This window comes from Saccharospirillum salsuginis (genome assembly GCF_014651855.1).
In the GTDB taxonomy this organism is placed as follows: domain Bacteria; phylum Pseudomonadota; class Gammaproteobacteria; order Pseudomonadales; family Natronospirillaceae; genus Saccharospirillum; species Saccharospirillum salsuginis.
Map to the genome: position 1 here is coordinate 382,249 of NZ_BMXR01000002.1, position 22,517 is coordinate 404,765.

General features: G+C 60.2%; 23 protein-coding genes. 5 read left to right on the top strand and 18 right to left on the bottom strand.

What is annotated here, in order from left to right:
• Position 1: 1 nt before the first annotated feature.
• From IE111_RS04830 to IE111_RS04860, 7 genes are read right to left on the bottom strand one after another with little or no spacing between them, the layout of a single operon-like run.
• On the bottom strand, positions 2 to 1,138 hold the full coding sequence (locus IE111_RS04830) for a tetratricopeptide repeat protein (RefSeq protein ID WP_189607366.1): 1,137 nt from the start codon (positions 1,136 to 1,138) through the stop codon (positions 2 to 4).
• Positions 1,135 to 2,046, bottom strand: a complete 912-nt coding sequence (locus tag IE111_RS04835) for an ExeA family protein (protein ID WP_189607367.1) — start codon at positions 2,044 to 2,046, stop codon at positions 1,135 to 1,137. The genes IE111_RS04830 and IE111_RS04835 overlap by 4 nt, the downstream gene beginning before the upstream one ends.
• 12 nt (positions 2,047 to 2,058) lie before the next feature.
• On the bottom strand, positions 2,059 to 3,618 hold the full coding sequence (gene mshL, locus IE111_RS04840; protein WP_189607368.1) for a pilus (MSHA type) biogenesis protein MshL: 1,560 nt from the start codon (positions 3,616 to 3,618) through the stop codon (positions 2,059 to 2,061).
• A 4-nt stretch (positions 3,619 to 3,622) separates the two neighbouring features.
• The gene (locus tag IE111_RS04845) at positions 3,623 to 3,964 is read right to left on the bottom strand and encodes a hypothetical protein (RefSeq protein ID WP_189607369.1); all 342 of its coding nucleotides are present in this window, start codon (positions 3,962 to 3,964) and stop codon (positions 3,623 to 3,625) included.
• Positions 3,957 to 4,598 (bottom strand): hypothetical protein, encoded by a 642-nt coding sequence (locus IE111_RS04850; RefSeq protein ID WP_189607370.1) that lies wholly within the window; start codon positions 4,596 to 4,598, stop codon positions 3,957 to 3,959. Before IE111_RS04850 ends, IE111_RS04845 begins: the two co-directional genes overlap by 8 nt.
• Positions 4,598 to 5,224: a PilN family protein gene (locus tag IE111_RS04855; protein ID WP_189607371.1), complete on the bottom strand. Its 627-nt coding sequence runs from the start codon at positions 5,222 to 5,224 to the stop codon at positions 4,598 to 4,600. The genes IE111_RS04850 and IE111_RS04855 overlap by 1 nt, the downstream gene beginning before the upstream one ends.
• Positions 5,221 to 6,168 (bottom strand): type IV pilus biogenesis protein PilM, encoded by a 948-nt coding sequence (locus IE111_RS04860; protein ID WP_189607372.1) that lies wholly within the window; start codon positions 6,166 to 6,168, stop codon positions 5,221 to 5,223. The genes IE111_RS04855 and IE111_RS04860 overlap by 4 nt, the downstream gene beginning before the upstream one ends.
• Positions 6,169 to 6,426: 258 nt before the next feature.
• Here IE111_RS04860 and trmL point away from each other — a divergent pair, with 258 nt between their 5' ends.
• The gene (trmL, locus tag IE111_RS04865; protein WP_189607373.1) at positions 6,427 to 6,891 is read left to right on the top strand and encodes a tRNA (uridine(34)/cytosine(34)/5-carboxymethylaminomethyluridine(34)-2'-O)-methyltransferase TrmL; all 465 of its coding nucleotides are present in this window, start codon (positions 6,427 to 6,429) and stop codon (positions 6,889 to 6,891) included.
• 4 nt (positions 6,892 to 6,895) lie between these two features.
• Here the strand turns inward: trmL and IE111_RS04870 are convergent, their stop codons facing one another.
• The 11 genes from IE111_RS04870 to IE111_RS04920 all read right to left on the bottom strand — a co-directional run bounded on the left by IE111_RS04870 (position 6,896) and on the right by IE111_RS04920 (position 17,713).
• Positions 6,896 to 8,101: a UbiH/UbiF/VisC/COQ6 family ubiquinone biosynthesis hydroxylase gene (locus tag IE111_RS04870; protein ID WP_189607374.1), complete on the bottom strand. Its 1,206-nt coding sequence runs from the start codon at positions 8,099 to 8,101 to the stop codon at positions 6,896 to 6,898.
• Positions 8,098 to 9,318 (bottom strand): FAD-dependent monooxygenase, encoded by a 1,221-nt coding sequence (locus tag IE111_RS04875; RefSeq protein ID WP_189607375.1) that lies wholly within the window; start codon positions 9,316 to 9,318, stop codon positions 8,098 to 8,100. The genes IE111_RS04870 and IE111_RS04875 overlap by 4 nt, the downstream gene beginning before the upstream one ends.
• 113 nt (positions 9,319 to 9,431) lie before the next feature.
• Positions 9,432 to 10,217 carry an amino acid ABC transporter ATP-binding protein gene (locus IE111_RS04880; protein ID WP_308427496.1) on the bottom strand — a complete coding sequence of 262 codons (786 nt, stop codon included), beginning with the start codon at positions 10,215 to 10,217 and terminating at the stop codon, positions 9,432 to 9,434.
• Between the two features lie 43 nt (positions 10,218 to 10,260).
• A complete protein-coding gene (locus IE111_RS04885) occupies positions 10,261 to 10,914 on the bottom strand; it encodes an amino acid ABC transporter permease (RefSeq protein WP_189607376.1) in 654 nt (217 codons plus the stop codon).
• Between the two features lie 11 nt (positions 10,915 to 10,925).
• Complete coding sequence (locus IE111_RS04890; RefSeq protein ID WP_189607377.1) at positions 10,926 to 11,582, bottom strand: amino acid ABC transporter permease; 657 nt, start codon at positions 11,580 to 11,582, stop codon at positions 10,926 to 10,928.
• A gap of 121 nt (positions 11,583 to 11,703) precedes the next feature.
• Positions 11,704 to 12,507, bottom strand: a complete 804-nt coding sequence (locus tag IE111_RS04895) for a transporter substrate-binding domain-containing protein (protein ID WP_229805225.1) — start codon at positions 12,505 to 12,507, stop codon at positions 11,704 to 11,706.
• Between the two features lie 63 nt (positions 12,508 to 12,570).
• Complete coding sequence (locus IE111_RS04900) at positions 12,571 to 13,776, bottom strand: acetyl-CoA C-acyltransferase (protein ID WP_189607378.1); 1,206 nt, start codon at positions 13,774 to 13,776, stop codon at positions 12,571 to 12,573.
• A complete protein-coding gene (locus IE111_RS04905) occupies positions 13,773 to 15,047 on the bottom strand; it encodes an ArgE/DapE family deacylase (protein WP_189607379.1) in 1,275 nt (424 codons plus the stop codon). The genes IE111_RS04900 and IE111_RS04905 overlap by 4 nt, the downstream gene beginning before the upstream one ends.
• Positions 15,034 to 15,690, bottom strand: a complete 657-nt coding sequence (locus IE111_RS04910; protein ID WP_189607380.1) for a 3-oxoacid CoA-transferase subunit B — start codon at positions 15,688 to 15,690, stop codon at positions 15,034 to 15,036. Before IE111_RS04910 ends, IE111_RS04905 begins: the two co-directional genes overlap by 14 nt.
• On the bottom strand, positions 15,677 to 16,372 hold the full coding sequence (locus IE111_RS04915) for a CoA transferase subunit A (RefSeq protein ID WP_189607381.1): 696 nt from the start codon (positions 16,370 to 16,372) through the stop codon (positions 15,677 to 15,679). The genes IE111_RS04910 and IE111_RS04915 overlap by 14 nt, the downstream gene beginning before the upstream one ends.
• Positions 16,373 to 16,375: 3 nt before the next feature.
• On the bottom strand, positions 16,376 to 17,713 hold the full coding sequence (locus tag IE111_RS04920; protein WP_189607382.1) for an aminotransferase family protein: 1,338 nt from the start codon (positions 17,711 to 17,713) through the stop codon (positions 16,376 to 16,378).
• Between the two features lie 177 nt (positions 17,714 to 17,890).
• On the opposite strand from IE111_RS04920, the gene IE111_RS04925 reads away from it, so the two are divergent.
• From IE111_RS04925 to IE111_RS04940, 4 genes are all read left to right on the top strand, one after another.
• Positions 17,891 to 18,814 (top strand): LysR family transcriptional regulator, encoded by a 924-nt coding sequence (locus IE111_RS04925; RefSeq protein WP_189607383.1) that lies wholly within the window; start codon positions 17,891 to 17,893, stop codon positions 18,812 to 18,814.
• Positions 18,815 to 19,192: 378 nt separating this feature from the next.
• Positions 19,193 to 20,818 (top strand): methyl-accepting chemotaxis protein, encoded by a 1,626-nt coding sequence (locus IE111_RS04930; protein WP_194523963.1) that lies wholly within the window; start codon positions 19,193 to 19,195, stop codon positions 20,816 to 20,818.
• Between the two features lie 271 nt (positions 20,819 to 21,089).
• Complete coding sequence (locus IE111_RS04935; protein WP_189607385.1) at positions 21,090 to 21,629, top strand: thioesterase family protein; 540 nt, start codon at positions 21,090 to 21,092, stop codon at positions 21,627 to 21,629.
• 107 nt (positions 21,630 to 21,736) lie between these two features.
• On the top strand, positions 21,737 to 22,513 hold the full coding sequence (locus IE111_RS04940; RefSeq protein ID WP_189607386.1) for a hypothetical protein: 777 nt from the start codon (positions 21,737 to 21,739) through the stop codon (positions 22,511 to 22,513).
• The last annotated feature ends 4 nt before the right edge of the window (positions 22,514 to 22,517 follow it).

A 22,517-nucleotide genomic window follows, 5' to 3' on the forward strand; every position in this document is an offset into this window, starting at 1 on the left:
GTCATCCCCCCGCCAGAGCCCGATACCGCTCCCTGGCGAATTGGGTCAGATTGGCGTTATAGGTCGAAAATTCCTCCAGGTAAGTCTGATACAAAATCCGTGCCTGCGCCAGTTGGCCGCTGTTTTCCTGGTTGATGGCCCAATGCAGCCACCACTGGTGATTTTCCGGTTCGCGTCTACTGAGATGTTCGAACAACTTGGACGCTTCCGAATAGCGGCCGGTCTTTTCCAACGCCATTCCCCGCAGGCCCAGTGCCTCGATGGACGTCAGGCCGGTCAGCAGCGGTTCGGCCGATTCGGGAACCTGGTTGGACAGATAGATCTTCGCCAGCCAGAGACGAGGCAATTCCTCGTCCGGGTCTCGATCGATCCAGTTCCGCAGCAAGGCCTCGGCCCGTTCCAGTTCACCCCGGTCCAGAGCAGCCTGGACCCGTCGTTCCAGGTCCGCCGAGCGGTTTTCGGCCAGGGTGACCGAACCGGGATCGGAACGGGGGCTGTTTGACGCCGGTTCAGGCTCGGGTGCCGGTTCGGGGGCGGGTTCCGGTTCCGGTCTTGATTGGGGTTCCGGGTTTGGCTCCGGCTTGGGTTCCGGCGTTGATGCGGGTTCCGGGCTCGGCTCCGGCGCCGGGTCGTCCGGTTCCGTCCGTTCTGCCGAACTCGGCACGGTTGGCGCCGGATCCGGTTCGGCAACGGGTTGATCAGCCTTCGGTGTGGACGGCGCCGACTCGACGGCTGTGGACGCCACACGCTGAGTCTCCGGTTCCGCCTTGGTGTCCGGTAATGGAACCGTCGAGTCCGATGCCGCCACTGGAGTCGGTTCCGCCTCCGGCACAGGGGGCTTGACCGACTCGGTGGCCACCATGGGTTGCGATGGTTCGGTCGCCTCGGTCGCGACTCCGGTTTTTGGTTCAACCGGTTCGGCGCGCGTGACGGGAGCACTCTCAGTCGTGACCGGCGGGTCGGGTGTTTCCCAACCCCGGTGGACGAGCAGGGCCACGGTAGCCAGGCTGGCGAGGGCGGTGATCCACCACCAGGGGCGGTTGTGCCGGCGTTCGCTCCGGGTCAGGGGGTTGAAGTCCGAATCCGTATCGGTATCAAGCCGTTCCGGTGTGCTCAGGGCTTTGTGAATCCGGCTCACAGGAAGCTCCAGGCGGAGACGGCGAGCAGGGCACCCACGGCCAGCAGAGCCATCGACGGTGCCAGCCAGCCGCTGGAGTCGGGTTCCGGCCGGCTGTCCCGGTAGGCGCGGTCGATGTCGGCCGGCTTGAGTTGCCGGCGGCGGTCGGAAAAGGCCGACAGCAACGCCTTGTGCGCCAGCACATTGATCATCCTGGGGACACCCCGGGCCCGTCTGTGCAGGGCCTTGACGGTGCGCTGGTCGAACAGCGGCGGGCCGTTGTAGCCGCAGCGGGACAATCGATAGTCGAGGTACTGGCGGGTCGCCTGTCGGTCCAGGGGTTTCAGGTAGTGGGCGAAGGTGATGCGTTGCCGCAATTGACGAAAACGTTTCTGGTTCAGCAGGTCGTCCAGTTCCGGTTGACCGAACAGGATGATCTGCACCAGTTTTTGCTGTTCGGTTTCCAGGTTGGTGATCAACCGCAGCGCTTCGAGTGTCTTGGCCGGCAGGGATTGGGCTTCGTCGACCACGATGACTACACCGCGCTTTTGTTCGGCCAGCGCCAGAATACGGCGGTTGATGTGGTCGAGCAGGGCGGCGTTGTCCGCCTGCTCGGACAGATTCAGCCCCAATTCCTGACCGACCGCCCGATAGAGGCCGACCGGCGACAGCATGGGGTTGGGAATGTAGACGCTGTGAAAGCGGTCGCGGGCGGTCTCGTCGTCGCTCAGATAGCGCAGCAGCCGGCGGCAGAGGATGGTTTTTCCCGTGCCGACGTCGCCGATGACCTTGAGAAAGCCCTCGCCGGTGTCCAGTACATGGGTCAGCAGGCTGTAACAGGCCTCGTGGTCTTCCAGGCGCACGAACAGGGCTGTATCCGGCGACAGACTGAAGGGTCGTTGCTGGAGTCCGAAGTGCGCTTCGTACATGGAATCGGTCACCTACATCCGGTTCAGGACCTTGTCCAGGTCGTCGAGCGTGGTGCGTTCGTCATACACCACGGGCTTGAGCAGAATCACCAGTTCGCTTTTACTCTGGGTCTCGCGGTTCTGGGCGAACAGGAACTTGAGGCCCGGCACCCGCGACAGCCAGGGCAGACCCGTGGCCGACGTGTCCTGCTTCTGCGACAGCAAGCCGCCGATGACGACGATCTGACCGCTGGCCGCCCGGATGATGCTGTCCGTCTCGCGGACATTGGACAGGGCCAGCGGCAGGTTGTAGGTCTGGTTGCCGACATTGATGACCTTGGTGCTTTCCACCACCTCGGTCACCGACGGGCGCACGTGCAGGATAACGTTATCCTGGGCGCTGATCTGGGGGGTGACGTCCAGGGCGATGCCCGAGAAAAACGGCGAGAGCACGAATTCGGGCGTGGACGTATTGTTGCCGTTGTCGTCCGACTCGTCGCGCGAAGTCACCTCCGTCACGAAGAATTCGTCGGTACCGACCTTGATCACCGCTTTCTGGTTGTTCACGGTGGACACGCGCGGGCTGGACAGCACCTGCACATCGCCCTGGTGCGACAACAGTTGCAGCATGGCGGTGAAGTCTTCGGAATCCACGTTCAGGCTGAATACGCCGCCGATGTTGCCGACGCCGGCCAGCGCATTGCCCGACAACTGGGCAACATCCTCGGTGAAGGTCTCCCAGTTGATGCCGGAGCGGAATTCGTTGTTCAGTGTGACTTCGACCACCTTGGCCTCGATCACCACCTGTTTCTGCAGGCTGCCCTCGGCGTCGTCCAAGAAGCGTCCCACCACTTCATGTTCACGCGGTGTCGCGCGTACAACCAGCAGGCCCGACTGCGGGTTGACCACGACCTGACGCCCGGGCCCTTCATCGAGCAGGCCCATCACCGTGGTTTCCATGCCTTCCCAGAAGTCGGCGCTGTATTCGGTGGCGACACTGCTGGTCTCATTGGCTTCGCTGCCCTGCCGGGAGATCTGGCCGCCACTGACGGTGGTGTCCGAGCGGCCGGAACGGGCGACGTTCAGATAGTTCAGATGGTAGATCCGGGTCTGGATCTGGTTCGGCAGGACCCGGTAACCGTAGTCGGTGCGCTGGTAGTCATAGCCATAGAGATCGCGCATGGCGCTCATGACCTGCTCGATGGTGACCGAACGCATGTTCAGACTGATGGTGCCATTGATCGACGGATCCACCAGGACGTTGATGCCCTCGGTTCGGCCGAGATCGGCGAAGAAACGCTGCAACGGTACATTGTCGGCCTGGACGTCGAAGCGTTTGGCGGCGCGTGGGGCCTGGCTGAAATCCAGTAAATCATCCTCCAGCGCCTGCGGGGCCTCGACGGGGGCTTTTTGCGTGCGTTCGGGTACCGCGTCCGGCCGGCTCTCCTCAAGGGCCGCCTTGGCGTCGAAATCCGGGGTTTCCCGGGGTTGTTTCGGCGTAACAGAGGTACAGCCGGCCAGGACAGACACGACCAGTACGGTGCCGAGAATGGCTCTGAGCGGGGATATGGCCGAGGGCGTGAGGTCAGTCACAGGGTCATTCCTCGTCGGTTTCGGTGATGGACAGGGTACCCGGCTGGCTCAGGTTCAGGGTGCGATCCCGGCCGCCCCGTCTGAGGTGAACATGGTCGGGTTGGATGTCCGTCACTCGGTAGTTGTGAATGGTGTCGTCCAGGGTCAGCCATTGGCCGTTGATCACGGCGTAGCGCTGATCGTCCATGATGTAGACGGAAGACAGGTTGAAACTGGGCTCGGGCACCGGGCGCGGTGCCGTTTGGGCCTTGGGTTCGGCATAGGTATCCGGTCGCATCGGATCCGCCTGGATGGCGGAGAGCGGTGCCAGCACGACAAGCAACAGCGACAGGGCACTACTAGACATTCAGCCACTCCTTCTTGTCACTGAGGGTGTGCACGCGCAGACGGATCCGCAGTTGCGGGTAGTTGTCGGTTTCGATGCTGATTTCGTCCCAAAACAGTTGCCAGGGTTTGTCCTCGATCGCCTCCAGATAGCCGATCAGGGCCGGGAAACTGCCTTGCAAATCCAGTTCCAGGCGGTGGCGGTAGAGCACAACGCCCGAATCGCCGTCGCCGGTCTGGATCTCGGACGCCGGTTGAACGCCGAGCCGGACCAGGGTCAGGTCGTTGTCGACCAGCAGTTCGCGCAGCAGATTGGCCATGCGATTGGGCGGGATCAGCACATCGGTAACCCGATTGATGCGATCTTCCAGCGTCGACAATTCCTCGCGCAGAGCCTCGTTGCGTTCACTCAGTGAACGGGCGCGCGGGTTGTTCTGCGCTTCCTGCAGGGACAGCAGGGCGTTCTGGTTGGCCGTGAATTCGTTGCGCAAGGTCTCGATGCGGTCGCGCAGGCGGTCGTGCTGGGTTAATCCTGTGACCCACACCGCTCCATAAGCGGCAAATCCGAGCACAAGCATCAGGGTGATCAGGATCAGCAGTCGTTCCCGGGGTTGAAAACGGTCCAGCAGCAGGCGCAGGCGAAATGTCAGTGCCATCAGCGAGCCTCCTGCTTGGGATCGAGAGTGGCGCCGACCACCGAATCGGCGATGGAAAAGCGCCACAAGGCGTTATCGTCCTCAGCCTGGTGGATGTTCAGGTTCTGGATGCTGAGCCCCTCGAACACCGAGCCTTCCAACTGACCGAGATAGCGCGGTACCAGGCCCGGGTCCCGGGCGAACCCTTCCAGGCCGAGGTGCGCCCGGCTGTCGCGCAGTTCGATGCGGGTCAGCCAGATGCCGTCCAGGTCGTAGTTGGACAGACTGGCCAGCGGCTCGGAAAAGCCCTGTGCGGAGACGTCCAGTTGATCGGCGAGCCCGCTCAGGGCGGCCTGCCGCTCGCCGAGGCGAGTGGTCAGGGTTTCGTTTTCCACAAGCAGATCCGCTTCGCTGGCCATGCTCGGGTTTTCACGGCGGAAATCGTTCAGCCGTTGCTGGCTGTTCTGCACCTGGGATTGCCAATAGCCGGTCTCGTCGAGCAGCGTTTGTCGCAGGTTCCAGTGATAGCCGGTATAACCCGCCGCTCCGACCACGACCAGCAACAGGGCGATCAGGAAGGCGGGGACCTGCCAGGGGCCATAGCCGGGCAGAATGTCCGGCTGCATCAGATTGATGTGTCGGGTCATACGGCCACCCCCCGAAAGGCGGTACCCAGCATGGGAATCAACGGGTCGGGGACGACACCCTCCAGCGGATCGGGCAGCAGGATCAGGTCCTCGGCCCGCAACGGCTGGAAGCGAACCCCCAGTTTTTCTCCCAGGGAGGCGGTCAGGCCGACGTCGCCCGGCCAACCGATCAGAGAGACTTCGCCGATGCTGCCAAGCCCCAATTGCGATTCGTAGTAGTCGAAGGAGCGGCGCAGCTCCAGCACCAGGGATTCGAGTTGGATATCGTCCTGGCCTTCCAGAGTCAGTGCCGGTTCGTCCGGGCCGCTCATGCCCAGGCTCTGGTAGCCGATATCGAACTGGCGCGACAGCACCAATTCGTTTTCGTACAGCAGCACGAGACGGCAGCGATCCGGCCCCAGATGCAGCAATCCGCTCTGATGGCGCTGTTGGCTGCGAATGGCCAGATTCCTCAATTGCAGTTGATCGACATCGATCACGTTGAGCGTCAGCCCGCGTTTGGCCAGTTCCAGTGCCCATTGGCGCAGCGGTGATTTCATCGCCGCGATGACAAAGGCCATGCGCAGCCGGCCTCGATAGGCATCCGTCGGCAACAGGATGACGTCCAGGGTGGCGTCTTCGATGTCGTAGCTGATCAGATCGGCCGATTTCAAACGCAACGCGGATTCGATCTCCTCGGCCGGCACATCGGGCACGTCGACCATCAGCATCTGGTACAGGCCTTCGCCGAGCAGCAGATTAACCGGGCCGCTGGCCTTTTCGGCCGCCCAGCCGGCAAGCTCCCCGGGGCGGTTGACGGCATCGGACTCCACTTTCCAGTCAAAGCGATGCAACCGGGGCATGGCGTTCGCTGAGCTCTGGAAACTGGCCCGGCCGATGCCCTCTTCGGTGAGGTAGATCCACTGTTGGCGTTTGTTACGTCGAATCGGTGACAATAAGCCCAAAAGCCCAACGCTCCGGTATTCAAATACAGTTAGAAACGAGTTTAGCAACCTTTCCCGGGGTTGGCCGATTCCGTCCGCCTCCCGCTCGTGTAAAGATCACGGGCGCTGAAAAGCGGTTTGTGCGATGTCCTTGGAATCGTTCAAGTTTTTGACACTCATCCGCTTAAGCATGGGTCGGGTGTCAAAAATATGAAATACCGTCCACAGTTTATGTGATTTATTGTTAACTGTCTCACAATTCTAAAGGAAAATCCGGGTATGTTTCACATTGTGCTTTACGAGCCGGAAATACCGCCCAATACGGGCAACATTATTCGGCTGTGCGCCAACACCGGCTGTCATCTGCATTTGATTGAACCGCTCGGATTCAGCATGGCCGAGAAAGCCCTGCGTCGGGCCGGCCTCGATTACCACGAATTCGCCGACATCCGCATCTGGCCGGACTACCCGACCTTCCTCGAACAAGCCCGCCCTGAGCGCCTCTACGCCCTCTCGACCAAGGGCAAGCGGTACCCGTCCGATGTGACTTTCAACGCAGGGGACTATCTGATGTTCGGCCCGGAGACTCGGGGCCTGCCTGTGGATGTGCGCGAATCGCTGCCAGCCGACCAGGTGTTGCGACTGCCGATGAAACCGGACAGTCGCAGTCTCAATTTGTCGAATGCCGTTGCCATCATGGTCTATGAGGCCTGGCGGCAGGTGGATTTCGACGGCGCGGTGTAGCTTATTAGAGTTCGCCCATGGCCGCCCGAATCAGCGGGCGTTTGGCCAGGGGTAACCGGTGCACCCAGTTCAAACCGCGATTGCGCAGCAGTACCGGCGCCGGGTGATCGGTGCCGAACAGCCGCTTGAACCCTTCCATCGCCGCCATGGCAGCCAGGTTGTGCGTCTGGCGCCGGCGCTGGAAACGCCGCATCGTCCAGGCGTCACCAAGCGACTGGCCCTGTGCATGCGCCCGGCCCCAGACATCGCTCAGGGCCTCGGCGTCCAGGAACCCCAGGTTGACCCCCTGACCGGCCAGCGGATGTATGGCGTGGGCCGCGTCCCCGAGCAGCACGACCCGGCCTTGCCAGTACTGGTGGGCGTGCATCTGGCCGAGCGGGAAGCAAAAGCGCGGATCCGCCGCCTCGATCGTGCCCAGGCAGCCCTCGCTGGCCCGGTTCAGTTCGGCCAGGAAGTCGGCGTCATCCAGGGCCTGCAAAGCCTCGGCCCGGTCGGTGTCCGCACTCCAGACGATGGAGGTCCAGTGTTGCGTGCCGGTTTCGTCGCTCAGTGGCAGAAAGGCCAGCGGTCCGGTTTCCAGAAAGATCTGGCGCGCCGTGAAGGCATGCGGGTGGCTGTGGCGAATGGAAGTGACCAGGGCGGTTTGGTCGTAAGCCCATTCCCGGGTCTGGAAACCGGCCTGGTCGCGCACGGTGGAAAACCGGCCATCGCAGGCGGCGAGGACCGGAGCCGACAGCGTCTCGCCGTCATCCAGTATCACCTGCACACCGAAATCGTCCTGTTGCCAGTGATCGACCGTGCGGCCGGCCAGCAATCGCAATGAGCGGCCTTCCTCCGCCGTCTGCCAGAGCGCCTGGGTCAGCCAGCGGTTCTCGACAATATGGCCCAGATTGTCGGCCTGGACCTCGGCGGCATCGAATTCGATCCGGCCATTGCCAAGACCGTCCCAGACGGCCATGTGCGAATAGGCGCAGGCCCGGCCGTTTGGGATGCGGCGCCAGGCGTCGAGCCTTTGCAACCAGGCCTGGCTGTGCCGGCTGAGGGCGCTGACCCGGGGGGCGAATCGGCCGGGCTCGGGCGCGTCGGGCTCGGGGTGACCGCGTTCGACGACCGCGACCGACAAGCCCTGTCGCGCTGTGGCCACAGCCAGCGACAGGCCGACCATACCGCCACCGATGATGATGGCGTCGTGCGTAAAGGCGTCGTTCATGGACGGGCTCCTTCGGGCAGTGGCGCGCCTTGCAGCAGGCCCATGCTGGCCAGGGTAAAGGCTTTGTTCAATTGCGGGTGCCGGTCCAGTATGCCCAGACCGAGGTTGCGGCCGAGCCGGAACCCGAGCCGGTTCGAGGCAAAGGTGCGCACCAGGCCGTCGGACAACCGCGCGGTCATCGACTGGTCGCGATCAATCGCCTGCGCCAGATCGTTCAGCGTCGCGTAGTCGCCGGGGTCCAGGTTATCGACCAGCCGGGTGTTCATCCGGTCCGCCGCACGCAGTACCGAGCGAATCGCCAGGTTGAACCCCTGGCCGGCGACCGGGTGCAGGGTGGCGGCGGAGTTGCCGAGCACCATCAGCCGGTGCCGGACCGGTTCCAGGCATTGGCGCAACACCAGGGGGTAGTCGGCGGTCTCGCTGATGTCGGTGATGCGACCCAGGCGCTGACCGAAATGTTCGTTCAACCAGGCCAGTTGTTGTGCCTGGTCCATGGCCTGAACACGCCCTTCCAGATGTTCCGGAACCGTCCAGACCAGGGCCGAATAATCCCCGAAGGGCAGCAGGGCAATGGGACCGTCTTCGGTGAAACGTTCGAAAGCCCGGCCACGATGCGGTTCCTCGGTGCGCAACGAGGCGACCCGGGCGCGGGCGTGGTAGTCGTGCAGCCGGTGGCCGATACCGAGCCGGTCCGCCAGCGGTGACCGGCCGCCGTCGCACAGAAACACCTGGCGCGCGGTCAGTACCTCGCCATCGGTCAGGGTCAATTGCTGGTGGTCGGCTTCGGGCTTCAGCCGATCCACCGACGATTCGAAGCGCCAGTCCACGTTGTCCAGATCCGCGCAGGCCTGCCACAGCGCCAGACCCAGATTGCGGTTGGCGACCACGGCCCCGAACGGATGGCCCGGGAACTCCCGGGCGTCCATGACCTGGTAACCGGCATGGCCCCGGTCGCTGACCTCGATCCAGTCGATCCGGCTGGCGTGCGGCTCCAGGCGGGATCCGACATCGAGCCGGTCCAGGGCGGTTTGAGTGAAGGCGGACAGGGCCGTGGCCCGGTCGTCGAAACTGGGTGAATTCGGGGCGGCGTTGGCCGGTTGCGGCGCCGGGTCGATCAGGACAAGACGGGCGCCCGCGTCGAGCGCGGGGCGGAGCGCACGAACCAGTGTCAGTCCCACCATGCCGCCGCCGACGATGGCGATATCAAAGGATGCCATGCTATGACTCTGGATAATTGGAACGGTGTCGAATCATAACAGGCTTGGCGCGAGGCGCGTAATCCATCGTCATCAGCCGACCGGCACCGCAAAACCGGCCGATGTCGATCCGCCTACAGATTGGAACCCAGGTGTTTGCGCAGGAAGTTCTGGGTGCGCTCCTGATCCGGTGCGGTGAACAGCTTGTCCGGCGTGTTTTCCTCCACCACGACACCGCCGTCCATGAACATGGCCCAACTCGACACATCCCGGGCAAACCCCATTTCGTGGGTCACGATCAGCATGGTCATGTGGTCTTTCGCCAGGCTCTGCATGACCTGGTTCACCTCTTCCACCAACTCCGGGTCGAGCGCGGATGTCGCCTCGTCGAACAGCATGACCTTGGGCTGCATGGCCAGGGCCCGGGCGATGGCCACGCGTTGCTTTTGCCCGCCCGACAACCAGGCCGGGAACACATCCGCCTTGTCGGCCAGACCCACCCGATCCAGCAGTTCCATCCCCAGTTCGCGGGCGATCTTCTTGTCCATCTTTTTAAGTTTTCTGGGGGCCAGTGTGACGTTGTCGAGGGTGGACAGGTGCGGGAACAGATTGAAGTGTTGAAACACCATGCCCATGTTCTGGCGAATGTGGTTGATGTGCCGCTCGAACGCCAGGCCCTTGATGTCGGGCCGGTTGACGGCGACACCGTCCAGAGTGATGGTCCCGGAATCGATCACTTCCAGATGGTTGACCGACCGCAACAAGGTGCTTTTACCGGACCCCGATGGTCCGATGATGGAAATGATCTTGCCGAGGGGTACGGTCAGGTTGATGCCTTTGAGAACTTCAAGATTGCCAAAGCGCTTGTGGACATCGGTGATTTCCACCATGGGGGTTTCTGTCTGCCTGTTCGTGCTCATAGTCACTCCATTTTTTATTCTGCGTCGCTTGTGACAATCGCGCCTATCGACGGAAGGCGGTCTGGCGTTCCAGCCAGGCTTGGCCCAGCTCCATTAGAATGTTGATCGCGTAGTAAATCAGTGCGATCACAATGAAAAATTCGAACGGTCGGAACGATACGCTGATCGCGTACTGAGATGCGTAAACCAACTCGGCCACGCCGATCGCGGAGAGTACCGAGGTGTCCTTGACCATCAGGATCAGGTTGTTACCCAATTGCGGAACGGCCCGAATCAGAGCCTGAGGCAGGATGATGTTGAACAGGGTCGCGCCATGGCCGAAACCGAGCGACCGCGACGCTTCGTACTGGCCATCCGATACCGACCGGATTGTGGCGATGAAGATGTCCGCGTTGTACGCCATATAGTGAAAACCCAGCCCCAGAATGCCGACCACGATGGCGGGGATCAGTATCAGTTCACCCAGCCCGAAATACAGAAAATACAGTTGCAACAGCAGAGGCGTCGTCATGAACAACCAGATGAAGGCGCGCAGCGGCCAACTGATCACTTTGTTGGTGTAGATTGAAATAACCGCGACCAACAGCCCTCCCGCTACGGAAAACAACGCCACGATGACGCCAATCAGCAAGGTGATACCGATGCCCTGAATCAGGGTGGGCAGGTAGGTCAGGACAGGTGAAAAATCGAAAGTCATCGGCGGGTCTCCTACAAGGCGTTGAAACGGGTGGTGCGTCGATAGGCCAACTCGACGATGCCCATGACGGCGTAAATGATCACGATGTACATCAGGGCGCTGACGGCGAAAATTTCCAATGGCTTGTAGGTGGAGCCGATCAGTCTCTGAGCCTGGTAGGTCAACTCCACAACCGAGATGATCGAGACCAGAGAGGAGTTCTTGATCAATACGATGGCCAGTACGCCGATCGAGCGGATCATCAGGCCGGCGGCCTGCGGCAGTACAACATTGACCATGGTCGCCAGGCGACCGAGGCCCAGGGAGCGTGACGCTTCGCTTTGCCCCTTGTCGACCGATTCGATGGCGCCGCGTATGGCTTCGCTCATGTAGGCGCCGATGTTGAAGGCACCGACGACGACACCGCAGGTGAAGGGGTCCAGATCCAGGCCGATGGTCGGCCCCCCGTAAAAGATCAGCAAGAGCTGAACAAAGTAGGGCGTGCCCCGAACAACGCTGACATAGGCACGGGAGAACCACCGCACGGGGGTAAATTTAACCGACCGGAAAAAAACCAGAGCACTGGCGACCAGAAAGCCGAATACGATCGCTCGAACGGAAATGTCGATGGTCACCCAGGCGGCCTTGACCAGCAGGGGTGTGACCTCGACCATTAATTCAAAGTCCATGGTGGTAGTACCCTTTTCTTGTTATTACCACGGTACGTAAGACGAGGGCGTCCAACGCGGGCATCCGCTGTCCCAGCTGTAAGCCAACCCTCCCTGGCTTGGGCTGTCCGGTACCGGACCTTTACTTGATGTTGGCACCTTCGCCGATCCATTTATCGACGATGTCCTGATAGGTGCCGTCCGCCTTGATCTCCGCCAATGCGGCGTTGAGCGCGGCCATCAATTCCGGTTTGTCCTGCTGGATGGAGATCGCCGCCGGCCATCTGGGCAGTTCACCGACATCCACCACCTTGATGTCGACGTTGTTCTCATTCAGCGCCACGTAGATGGGTACATCGTCGCCGATGATAGCATCGACGCGGCCCGTGGTCAGACCGGACAGCATGTCGGGCAGGCCCTGGAACGTCTGGTTGCGCCACTTGCCCTTGCCGTTCTCGACGGCCCACTGGTTACCGGTTTCACCGAGTGTGGAACCGACCCGTTTGCCTTCGAGATCGTCCAGGCTGTTGATGTCGGTGTTGTCGCCACGCACCCAGACCGACAAGCCGGCGCTGTAATAGGAGTCGGTGAAATCGACGGCGCGTTTGCGTTCTTCGGTGACACTCATGCTGCATATGCAGGCGTCGAACCGGCCACCGGCCAGTGCGGCGACAATGCCGTTCCAGGGCGATGTTTGAATATTGACATCCACGCCCATCCGATCCGCGAGGGCTTCTGCAATGTCAACGTCGAAACCGACCAGCTCGCCGTCCGTATTCACGAAACTGAACGGAGGGTAGGCTCCCGAGTTGGCGACCTCGAACACATCGTCGCGAATTTCAGGCAGATCCCGCGCCTGAACCGACACGGACAACATCGACGTCATGCCCAGCGCGAGGGCGGTTACGGCAAGGGTTTGAGTGACCTTTCTCGTTACATTCATCATAGTTGCATCCTGTTTGGTCTTTGTTTTTATGTTGGCACATTGCTGTGCACGTTGGCTGAGTCGTCAGTGTTCCGACGACAGCGATTCACCAGTCCGTTCCAGTAACATGGCTATGCCCTGGCCGCCCCCGATACAGGCGGCGGCAATGCCATATCGGCCTTGGCGAGACGACAAGGTGCGAGCCAGGGTTCCCACCAGGCGGATCCCCGTCGCGCCCAGAGGGTGACCCAGGGCCAGCGCCCCTCCGTTGATGTTGACGGTTTGCGGGTCCAGCCCGAGTTCACGGATGGCGAACAGGGGCACGACGCTGAAGGCTTCGTTGATCTCCCAGACGTCGATATCGTCCGGTGTCAGCCCCTGATTCCGCAGCAACCGTTGAACCGCCGGCACCACGCCCTGTCCCATCAACTCGGGTCGGGTTCCCCGGTCGGCGCACGCCACCAGACGAGCCAGGGGTGTGGCGCCGGTTCGCTCGACAGCCGCTTCGGTCATCAACAGGCCCAGAGCCGCACCCGTGGTCAACGGTGAGCTGTTTCCGGCCGTTACCTGACCGGTTTCACTGAATGCGGGTTTCAATTGAGCCAGACGCTCGGTATTCGTATCGGGGCGAATGTGGGCATCGCTTGCGAACGTCCGACCCTCCTGCGAAGGCACCGGCATGATTTCCCCGGCAAAATAGCCGGACCGCTGAGCCTGATTCGCCCGTCGGTGGGATTCGCAGGCGAAGGCATCCATATGTTCCCGGCCAATGCCTGACTCGGTGGCCAGCCGTTCGGCCGTCAGGCCCATGTTCAGTGCCACCGCCATGTCATAGTCCTTACCGGACGCCGCCGGAATGTCCGGTACACCCAACACGCCCTGAGCGAACAAATCCGGTCCCATCGGTACCCGACTCATGTGTTCGTAGCCCCCGGCCAGGGCGATCTCGGCGGAACCGCTGGCCAGCGTCATCATGCCGAACCGCAGCGCTGCGATACCGGAGCCGCATTGCTGGTCGATCATGCGGCTGGCAGCCTGATTCCCCAGTCGGCTTTGCATGAGCGGATAGCGACCGCCGAAGCTCCACTGTTCTTTTACCGCCAGAGCACAGCCGAGACTTAAGTCGTCAATCTGGTCCGGTGCCAGGTCCGTCGATTCCAGGCAGTGGTCGATCAAACCCGCCAACAACCGGTCCGCCGGCCACTGCGCCAGTGCATCGACGCCTTCTTTTTTGGGGTGGGCGCGACTGAACGCCGTGCGCCGATAGTGTGTGAGATAGACGGATTTCATAGGGCCTCCAGCTGACACCAACGGCTGATGAACAAGGCGTAGGCTTTCATCGTATGGCGTATCGACTCCAGATTGACGCACTCGTCCACACCATGGATGTTTTTCGCCACCGGGCCATAGCAGGTACCACCGGTCCGGTTGTAAAAATGAAACGCTCTCAAATCGGTGGTACAGGTCGACCAGTACGGTTCTGGGTCGGCCTGACACAACGAGTGGTGACAGTCGGACAACAAACCGATACCGGGATGGGTGGTATCGATCAGGTGCCCTTCGGAACGAAACCCGTGAAAACGCAAAACCGGTTTGTCCTCGGCGAAAGCGGGATCGTGTTGGCTGGCGTGCTCGATGCAGTCGGTGACGCGCTGCATGATCTCGTTGGCCGTCATGCCGGGCGGAAAGCCGATGCGTCCCTCCATCTCGGCGAAAGCGGCCACGCTCGACGGCCAGTTTCCGCCCTGGATGGTGCCGATGTTCAGATTGAATGGATTGTCCAGGTGTTGATACGGACCGTTGCGGTGATGTTCATTGAGTTCGTCTGCCAGAGACTCGAGCCGGGGGACCAGTCGCTGCAATTTCTCGATGGCATTGACGCCGGTTCTCGCCGCCTGCACATGTACGGGTTTACCGCGCACGCCCAGTTTGAACCAGAGCACACCGACCTGACCGGAGTAGATGGCCGGGCCGAAGGGTTCGGGAATCAACACAAAATCGCCGCTGTACCCCTGATGCAGGCACGCCAGGGTGCCATTGCCCGAGCATTCCTCTTCGACGACGGTCTGTATCGTCAACGGCGAGGTCACTCGATAACCGGCATGGCGCAGAGCATGAACGGCGTAAATCATCGCCGCGACACCGCCTTGCATGTCTCCGGTTCCCCGACCGTACAACCAGCCATCGCGTTGCCAGGTGGTGTTGGGAGCCTGGGACCACATGTCGAACGGCTCGGCGGCGACAACGTCGAGATGTCCGTTCAGCACCAGGGATCGGCCCTCGGCGGCCGGGTTTTGCTGTGACACAAGGTTGTATTTGTTTTCATGATCCCAGGGAACCGGCGCATAGAGCGGATGCTCGCTCAGCGATGACTTGGGCATACCGACACGCGTCACCGGCAAGTCCAGGTCCCGCATCCGGGCTTCGACGCTATTGAGCACACCCTGCTCCTGACCGAGGACCGAATACTGGCCGACCATGTCCTGAATAAAGTCGACCGCGTCGGGAAACAGCGCATCGGCGCTGTCGAGAATGCTCGACTCAAGTTTACTGACCGTCATTCGCCGCCTCCGCCCCGGTGAAGGTGAGTTTCGCTTCGGTGAGCTCCTGCAGTTCGGCATCGCTGATGTCCGTCAGTATTTCCCGAACCACGAGGCCGTCGGGTGTGACGTCCATCACCGCCAGGTCGCTGATGATGCGATTGACACATCGCTTCGCCGTCAGCGGCAGGCGACAGGTTTCGAGAATCTTGGAACGGCCTTTTTTATCGGTGTGTGTGGTGAGTACGACAATGCGCCGGGTTTTCTGCGCCAGTTCCATCGCGCCGCCGATTCCGGGTGAAAACTTGCCCGGGATCTTCCAGTTGGCAAGGTTGCCGGATGCATCGACCTCGAAGGCGCCGATCATCGTCAGGTCCAGACGGGCGCGGCGAATCATCGCGAACGAGACGGCACTGTCGAAGAAACTGCTGCCCGGCCGTGTAGTGACATAGGCGCCCGCCGAGTCGATCAGGAAAGGGTCCATGGCTTCCGGCTGCGCCTGTTTCCAGGCGCCCAGAATGCCGTTCTCGGAGTGAATCTGGACATCGAAGTCGTCCGGCAGGAAGTGGATGACCTGCGTTGGCAAACCAATACCCAGATTGACAATGCTGCCGGCCACGACTTCCTGCGCGGCCCGGTTCAAAATGCGATCAGTGGCGGACATGATGAGCCATAACTCCGTAGTCGGAAGTGAGCGAAGGCAGCGCCACCAGGAGGCTGACAAAAGCACTCTGGGTGTGAACGTGTTCGGGGGGGATGCAGCCGGGGTCGCCGACGTCGATGGCTTCGGCGATGACGCAGTCCGCGGCCATCGCCATCAGTGGATTGAAATTGATCGCCGCGCTGCGATAGGCCAGATTGCCCATGGTGTCCGCCCGGGCGGCATGAACCAGTGCGAACTGGGCGTTCAGGGCCATTTCCACTTTGTAGGTGCGACCCTGCCAGTCGAGCAGATCCTCCGGGCGTGTTATTTCCGAATCGAGGGCGATGTCGCTGAGAAAACCGAAACTGCCGGCTCCGGCGGTACGGATTTTCTCCGCGAGAATGCCTTGCGGATGGAATTCGACGATCAGATCCCCGGCGTTCATGATCTCGATCACCTTTTTATTGAGTCCAATATGGGTGGTGATCAATTTCTTGACCTGACCGTTTTCGATCAGCCGGCTGATGCCATGACCGGGCTCATTGGCGTCGTTCTTGATCAGGGTCAGATCGGTTTGACCCTGACGCACCAGTTCGTTGATCAGGCTGAAGGGCGTACCGGGGTTGCCGAAACCGCCGATCATCACAGTGGCGCCGGAAGGGATGGCCGCGATGGCGTCTTCGATTGAACGGTTCTTTTTCATGGCTTACGACGCCTCCTGGCCAGCGATGCTGGTTTCGAAGGCCGCCAGGCTGTCGTCGAACAATTCAACGATGTCATCGATCTGCTGGCGCGTGACCGTCAGCGGAGGCGTGATCAAAACATGGTCGCCCCGCAACCCGTTCAGTGAGCGGCGCGGATAAATCAACAAGCCGCGCTGTTTGGCCAGGCGGGTCAGGATGTCGAAGGCATTGAGGTCCGCCGGAAAGGGTTCTTTGGTGGTCGGGTCCCGGACCAGTTCCACGCCCTGCAGCAGTCCGATGCCGCGTACCTGGCCGATACAGCCGTACTTGTCCGCCAGTTCATCCAGTCGGGCCCGTAAATGCCGGCCTTGCTCCCGGGTGTTGTCAATCAGGTTTTCCTCGTCGATCGCATCGATAACGGCCAGACCCGTGGCGCAGGCCAGCGGGTTGCCCGCATAGGTATGTCCGTGCATGAAACCGCCGCCGTCGGTGACGGTTTCGACCAGGTCTCCGCGCGCCATCATCGCCGCGATCGGGTAATAGCCGGAGCCCAGCCCTTTGGCCATGGCCAGAATATCGGGCGCGACGCCCCAGTGCTGATAGGCGAACCATTCGCCGGTGCGCCCCATGCCGCTGAGCACTTCATCCATGATCAGCAGACAGCCGAAGCGGTCGCACAGGGCGCGAATGCCATCCAGGTAGGCCTGGTTGACCATGCGGGCGCCGGTGCTTGCACCGCCAACCGGTTCAAGTACGAAAGCCGCCAGTGTCTCGGGGCCGGCCGTCAACATGGCGGATTCGGTCTGCTTGAGGACGGCGTCGATATGCGCATCGATATCGGTTTCTTCGTAGCGATAAAAGTCAGGCGAGGGCACCTTGATCGAACCGAGGGTGATCGCCTTGTAGGGTGCTTCCAGCGGTTCATAACCGGTCAGGCCCAGGGCGCCCAGCGTGCTGCCGTGATAGGAGGGCCGCAGCGACACAAACCTGGACCGCTGCGGTTCGCCCTTGGCGACAAAGTATTGTCGGGCCAGCTTGATGGCGCTTTCGACGGCTTCGGAGCCGCTGCCCACGAAAAACACCTTGTCCAGTTCGCCCCGTGTCAGCTCCACCATGCGGTCCGCCAGGTCCAGTGCGACCTGACTTTCAAACTGAGTGCGATAGCTGAATGCAACCTTGTCCAGTTGGCGAACCATGGCCTCTTTCACCCTGGGATGGTTGTGACCGATGTTGCAGGTGATCGCGCCGGAACAGCCGTCGATGTAACGACGGCCCTGGGTATCCCACATGTAAATACCATCGGCATGACTCACCAGAGGCATGTCATCGCGGGTCAGATAGAACAAGGCATTGCTGGGCATGGGTTCGGTGATTCCTCGGATTGTCTGGTTAATTTTTGTTCTGACGCATTATAGGAACAGCAAAAAAATAATTTCAACGCATAATGTTTTTTAATTATTTGATGAGTTATTGTCATGTTTTAAGCGCAAGAAGAGAGTCCTGGTGACAGGGCTGTACCTGGATGAAAGGGGCGGAAAATGACTGAAATGAACCTTAACTCGTTGAGATCATTGCTTATTTTTAAAACGCTATACGAGACGGGTACCGCCACGCATACGGGGCGGGAACTGGGGATTACCCAGTCCGGGGTCAGTCGATCGCTGGCTCAACTGGAAGAAAACATCGGCATTCCGCTGTTCATGCGGCATAAAAAAAGGCTGGTCGCACTGCCCGAAGCCGACGAGCTCTACAGCGAAATCCTGGGGTTGCTCAGTAACCTGGAGAACATGAAGCACAGCATTGTCGCCTTGCGCGAGTTTGGTGCCTCGCGCATTCGCATTGCCTGTGCTCCGGGGTTGGGTTTCGATTTCGTTCCCAGAATCATCGCCCGAATACTCAAGGACAACCCCAAATACAGCGTCTATCTGGACATTCTGCCCACCCCGGAAGTGACGCGCGGCGTGGAAGCCGGTCAATTCGATGTGGGCTTCGTGACCTTGCCGGTGACCAGCGAAGAACTGGTTGTCGACGAACTGATGTCGACCGAGGCGGTTTGTCTGATTCCCAAAAATCACAGCCTGGCCGACGCCGAGCTCATTACGGCCGCCGACCTGAAAGGGCAACACCTGGTGATCCCCAACCAGCCCAACCTGGCGGCGGACCAGCTGTTGCTGCACATCTCCGAGCAAAACATTCGTATATCCGGTAAGACGGAAGCCAATATCGCCGCCATTTCCTCACTGGTGGCCAATGGTGTCGGCATCAGTCTGATCAACCCGATTACCGCTTACGATCATCAGTTGTTTCGCGACGATCTGGTGATAAAACCGTTCAAACCGACATTTCACTACCAGTTCGGCCTTATCTATAAACCGAAGTGGTCGAGTAGCCGCTTGGTGGGTTTATTGAAAGAAAGGATGCCCAGGCTGCCGGATTACCTGCTGACCGATAAGAAAAAATAGAAAGAATAGAAAATATAAAGGCATCGACCCGGTAATAGTTGGACAAATAGTTCGACAATACTCGAATAAGAAAGTCCCGATAATTTAAACCAGTGGTGTCGACATTTATCCGGGGGCGCCGGTTGGCCGCGGCCGACATCGAATTGTCATGATTAATTGCATTATTCGACATGTCGGACACGCGGAAACCGATCTACAATAAAACGATGCGCGTACCCAATAAGGGGTATATTCGCATCCGTGAGTGGAAGCGTCATTCCCACCCCCGGGAATGAGAAGGAACGACTTAGAGCTGTATACCGACATTACAGTCAAATAAACGGCCGTCATCGGGGCGGGATGGACCCGATGCTGTCATTTGAATCCGGAGTTGTACTCATGCTCAGTCGTTTCAGTATCAAAGCGCTTCTGGCCACTTTGGTCCTCGTGCCCCTGGCGGTGCTCGTCCTCGTCATCGTTCTGTCTCTGCAAACCATGGTGCGACTGGTGCAGGGGGTGGACAGTCTCTATGCCGATCGAGTGGTCCCGCTCAAGCAGATCAAGGTCACCTCCGACAGCTATGGCATCGCCGTGGTGGATGCGTTTCAAAAATACCGTGCTGGAATGATAGGACGGTCCGAACTGATCGACGAGGTGACCGAAGCGGTGGAGACCGGATCCAGAGAGTGGGCGTTGTATTTACAAACCCGGTTGACGCCACGCGAGAAAACCCTGATCGAGGCGGCCGAAACCCATCTTGGGCCGGTAGAGCAATTCATCGACCGCTACCTCGCCATGGCCGAGGCCGAGACGCTGGCCTCGGTCGATCAGGACCGGTTCACCACCGAGTTGTACACTACGTTCGACCCTTTAACCGCCAGTTTGAACGACCTGGTCGACTTGCAGAAGGACGAGGCCAGTGTGTTTGTCGAGCGAACCGATGCCGACTTCGAAGTGCTGTTCTGGGAATTGGTGATCGCCGCCGTCGTCCTGGTCATCGCCGTAGCACTGGCCGGTTATTTCATCTATCGCTCGATTAACAGGCCGATCGGTGCATTGCGGACCATCATGAGCGACATCGCCGACAACAAGGATCTCACCCGCCGCGTGGAGGTCATCGGTCGGGACGAGGTCGCGCAGCTGGGCACCGACTTCAACCGAATGCTCGAGCGGTTCCAGACTCTGATTGCGCAGCTTCGTGACGCGGCTGAACAATCCAGCACCGCGGCCGAGGAAATGAGCGCGGTCAGCACCCAGGTCAGCACCACCGTGCAGGAGCAGGAGGAACAGGTGAATATGGTCGCCACGGCCATTACCGAAATGTCGGGCGCGGTGCAGGAGGTGGCCAACAACGCCAGCGAAACTTCGAACCGGGCGTCGGAGGCGGACACCCAGTCCCAGCAGGGGCGGGCGAAGGTGAAGGACAACCTGGACTCGATTCACACCCTGTCGGAATCCATCCGGGAGGCGTCCAGAGTTATCACCGCGTTGCACGAACAATCCGGCGACATCACCGAAGTGCTGACCGTGATTCGCAACATCGCCGAACAGACCAATCTGCTGGCGCTCAATGCCGCCATCGAGTCCGCGCGGGCGGGTGAGGCCGGACGCGGCTTCGCGGTGGTGGCCGACGAGGTGCGCAAGCTGGCGCAGAACACCCAGGAGGCGACCGAATCCATCTCGGAGATGATCGACAAGTTGCAGCTCTCCGCCCAGGATGCGGTGTCCACCATGGGCCGGGCCAGTGAACAGGCCGGGCGCAGCGTGGAATTCGCCCAGGCCTCGGGCGATATCCTGGAAGCGATCGCCGAATCGGTCAGCCGCATCGCCGAGATGAACATTCAGGTTTCGACGGCAACCGAAGAGCAAGCCTCCGTCGCCAACGAAATCACCGAGAACATCAACCGCTTCAGCGGCGGGCTGAGTGAAGTTGCCCAAAGCGCGGAGCAAAGCGCCCGTGCCAGCGGGGAAATCGCACGCTTGTCGAATGATCTGCAACAGCAGGTTACAGTGTTCAGGGCTTGACCGTGTCTTGTCGGACGTCTATCAGATCCGGGCCGAATCGTTGATGATCATGGAGTAATTCTCACAAATCCGTCACACAGCCACGTTTGTTGAGTGTTCGCGGTGAGTGACGTTTGACAGCCTTCAAGCGGCGGGAGTAACTTCCGCCGTCGTACACGGGTGTACCCCGGTATCGATGCAAGGAGTCGAGGGAGGGGCTGACGCCTCCCTCGAGCGTCGTACCGTTTTGCTTATTCGAGCCAACCCGGCCAATCCAAGGGAAGACAATCGTATGAACCTCTATCTTCGACTGATCGTTTCGATCATCCGTGGATTTTTCAAACCCACCATGTCTCTGTCGGACACCTTGCAACGTGAACTGCGGGTGTTGCCGAACGATATCGACATCAACGGTCATCTCAACAATGGCCGCTGCATGACCATTCTCGATCTTTTCATGCTGGAATTGTGTCTGCGCACCCGGGTATTGGTACCCGCCATTCGAAAAGGCTGGAAACCGATGCTGGGAGGCAACGTCGTGTCCTATCGACGTCAGTTGTCCATGTTCGAGAAATACCGGGCGCATTTTCGCATCCTCTGTCTGGACGAGAAGTGGACCTATTTTCAATACGCGCTTTATAACTCGGACGGAGAAATCGTCGTCGCGGGTTACTCGAAAGGCGCCTGGGTCGGCCGCAAGGGCCTGGTGCCGAATGAGGTGATCCAGCAAAAACTCGATGTCGAAGTACCGGACCGTCCCATGCCCCAGGCGATCCGCAGTTGGCTCGATGCCGAGTCCGACATTTTAAACGGCGATTGGCAGTTCGACTGAACCAAACGACTCAGATCTGGCTGTAGTCCCCGGAACCCATTCTATGAATCGGTTTATTCCGCTGTGTGATCCGCAGCGCGGGAGTGCCATGCGCAAGGATTTTGCCCATGGACCATCCATTTGTATTGATGTTCTTCTTTTTAATTCTGTTCGTGGCCGGCACGGAACTGCTCAGGCGGTACCGGCACGCCGCGATGGTGCTCTTCCTGCTCAGCCTGCCGGTGCTGTTGGTGCCCAACGGCAACGGTCTGTTCATGCAGATCAAGACCGTCAGCGTACTGGTTCCGATTTGTTTTCTGATCTACGCCCGGGTTAATGCCGGGGCATTGAAACCGGTCAGCTTCCTGATCTACGGCGTCATTATCCTGAACATTGTCGAGGCATCGGTCATCGACATGATGACGGGCAACTATTTAAACCTCGCCGCAGGCCTGGGGTTGATTCTGTTGTTGCCGCGCCCGGGGGAGTCATGGCGCGTCGCCGGTCGTCATCGGAACTTCGAATTGGCGTTACCCACCTACTGGCCTTTCCTCTACACGACCTGGAACCTGTGTTTTCTGTACTCCGCCCGTATTTCCACGTTCGGATACGCCATTCCACTGTTGCTGGCCCCCTTCCTGTACGCGGTCGCGCTCAGGCGGAGCGACTGGTATTTCCAGGCAAGAGCCTATTCGTTCGGGGGCTACCTGTTCTTCCGGGCGGCTTTCGGGGACACGGCGCCGCTGAATCTGGACAGCTTCGACCTGACCGACTGGTACAGCCCGACAGTCGCCCTGGCTTGGGGTGCGGTGAACCTCGCGATCACGGGGTATTGCCTGTACCCATGGTGTTCAAACCGAATCACCGCGTTCTACGACACATTCCGATCAAAACAAGAAGGCTAACTCC

Bases quoted from the DNA above. Each gene is read 5' to 3' on its own strand.
- IE111_RS04835 (WP_189607367.1), bottom strand. From the start codon at position 2,046: ATGTACGAAGCGCACTTCGGACTCCAGCAACGACCCTTCAGTCTGTCG.
- IE111_RS04845 (WP_189607369.1), bottom strand. From the start codon at position 3,964: ATGTCTAGTAGTGCCCTGTCGCTGTTGCTTGTCGTGCTGGCACCGCTC.
- IE111_RS04850 (WP_189607370.1), bottom strand. From the start codon at position 4,598: ATGGCACTGACATTTCGCCTGCGCCTGCTGCTGGACCGTTTTCAACCC.
- IE111_RS04855 (WP_189607371.1), bottom strand. From the start codon at position 5,224: ATGACCCGACACATCAATCTGATGCAGCCGGACATTCTGCCCGGCTAT.
- trmL (WP_189607373.1), top strand. From the start codon at position 6,427: ATGTTTCACATTGTGCTTTACGAGCCGGAAATACCGCCCAATACGGGC.
- IE111_RS04870 (WP_189607374.1), bottom strand. From the start codon at position 8,101: ATGAACGACGCCTTTACGCACGACGCCATCATCATCGGTGGCGGTATG.
- IE111_RS04875 (WP_189607375.1), bottom strand. From the start codon at position 9,318: ATGGCATCCTTTGATATCGCCATCGTCGGCGGCGGCATGGTGGGACTG.
- IE111_RS04880 (WP_308427496.1), bottom strand. From the start codon at position 10,217: ATGAGCACGAACAGGCAGACAGAAACCCCCATGGTGGAAATCACCGAT.
- IE111_RS04885 (WP_189607376.1), bottom strand. From the start codon at position 10,914: ATGACTTTCGATTTTTCACCTGTCCTGACCTACCTGCCCACCCTGATT.
- IE111_RS04890 (WP_189607377.1), bottom strand. From the start codon at position 11,582: ATGGACTTTGAATTAATGGTCGAGGTCACACCCCTGCTGGTCAAGGCC.
- IE111_RS04895 (WP_229805225.1), bottom strand. From the start codon at position 12,507: ATGATGAATGTAACGAGAAAGGTCACTCAAACCCTTGCCGTAACCGCC.
- IE111_RS04900 (WP_189607378.1), bottom strand. From the start codon at position 13,776: ATGAAATCCGTCTATCTCACACACTATCGGCGCACGGCGTTCAGTCGC.
- IE111_RS04905 (WP_189607379.1), bottom strand. From the start codon at position 15,047: ATGACGGTCAGTAAACTTGAGTCGAGCATTCTCGACAGCGCCGATGCG.
- IE111_RS04910 (WP_189607380.1), bottom strand. From the start codon at position 15,690: ATGTCCGCCACTGATCGCATTTTGAACCGGGCCGCGCAGGAAGTCGTG.
- IE111_RS04915 (WP_189607381.1), bottom strand. From the start codon at position 16,372: ATGAAAAAGAACCGTTCAATCGAAGACGCCATCGCGGCCATCCCTTCC.
- IE111_RS04920 (WP_189607382.1), bottom strand. From the start codon at position 17,713: ATGCCCAGCAATGCCTTGTTCTATCTGACCCGCGATGACATGCCTCTG.
- IE111_RS04925 (WP_189607383.1), top strand. From the start codon at position 17,891: ATGACTGAAATGAACCTTAACTCGTTGAGATCATTGCTTATTTTTAAA.
- IE111_RS04930 (WP_194523963.1), top strand. From the start codon at position 19,193: ATGCTCAGTCGTTTCAGTATCAAAGCGCTTCTGGCCACTTTGGTCCTC.
- IE111_RS04935 (WP_189607385.1), top strand. From the start codon at position 21,090: ATGAACCTCTATCTTCGACTGATCGTTTCGATCATCCGTGGATTTTTC.
- IE111_RS04940 (WP_189607386.1), top strand. From the start codon at position 21,737: ATGGACCATCCATTTGTATTGATGTTCTTCTTTTTAATTCTGTTCGTG.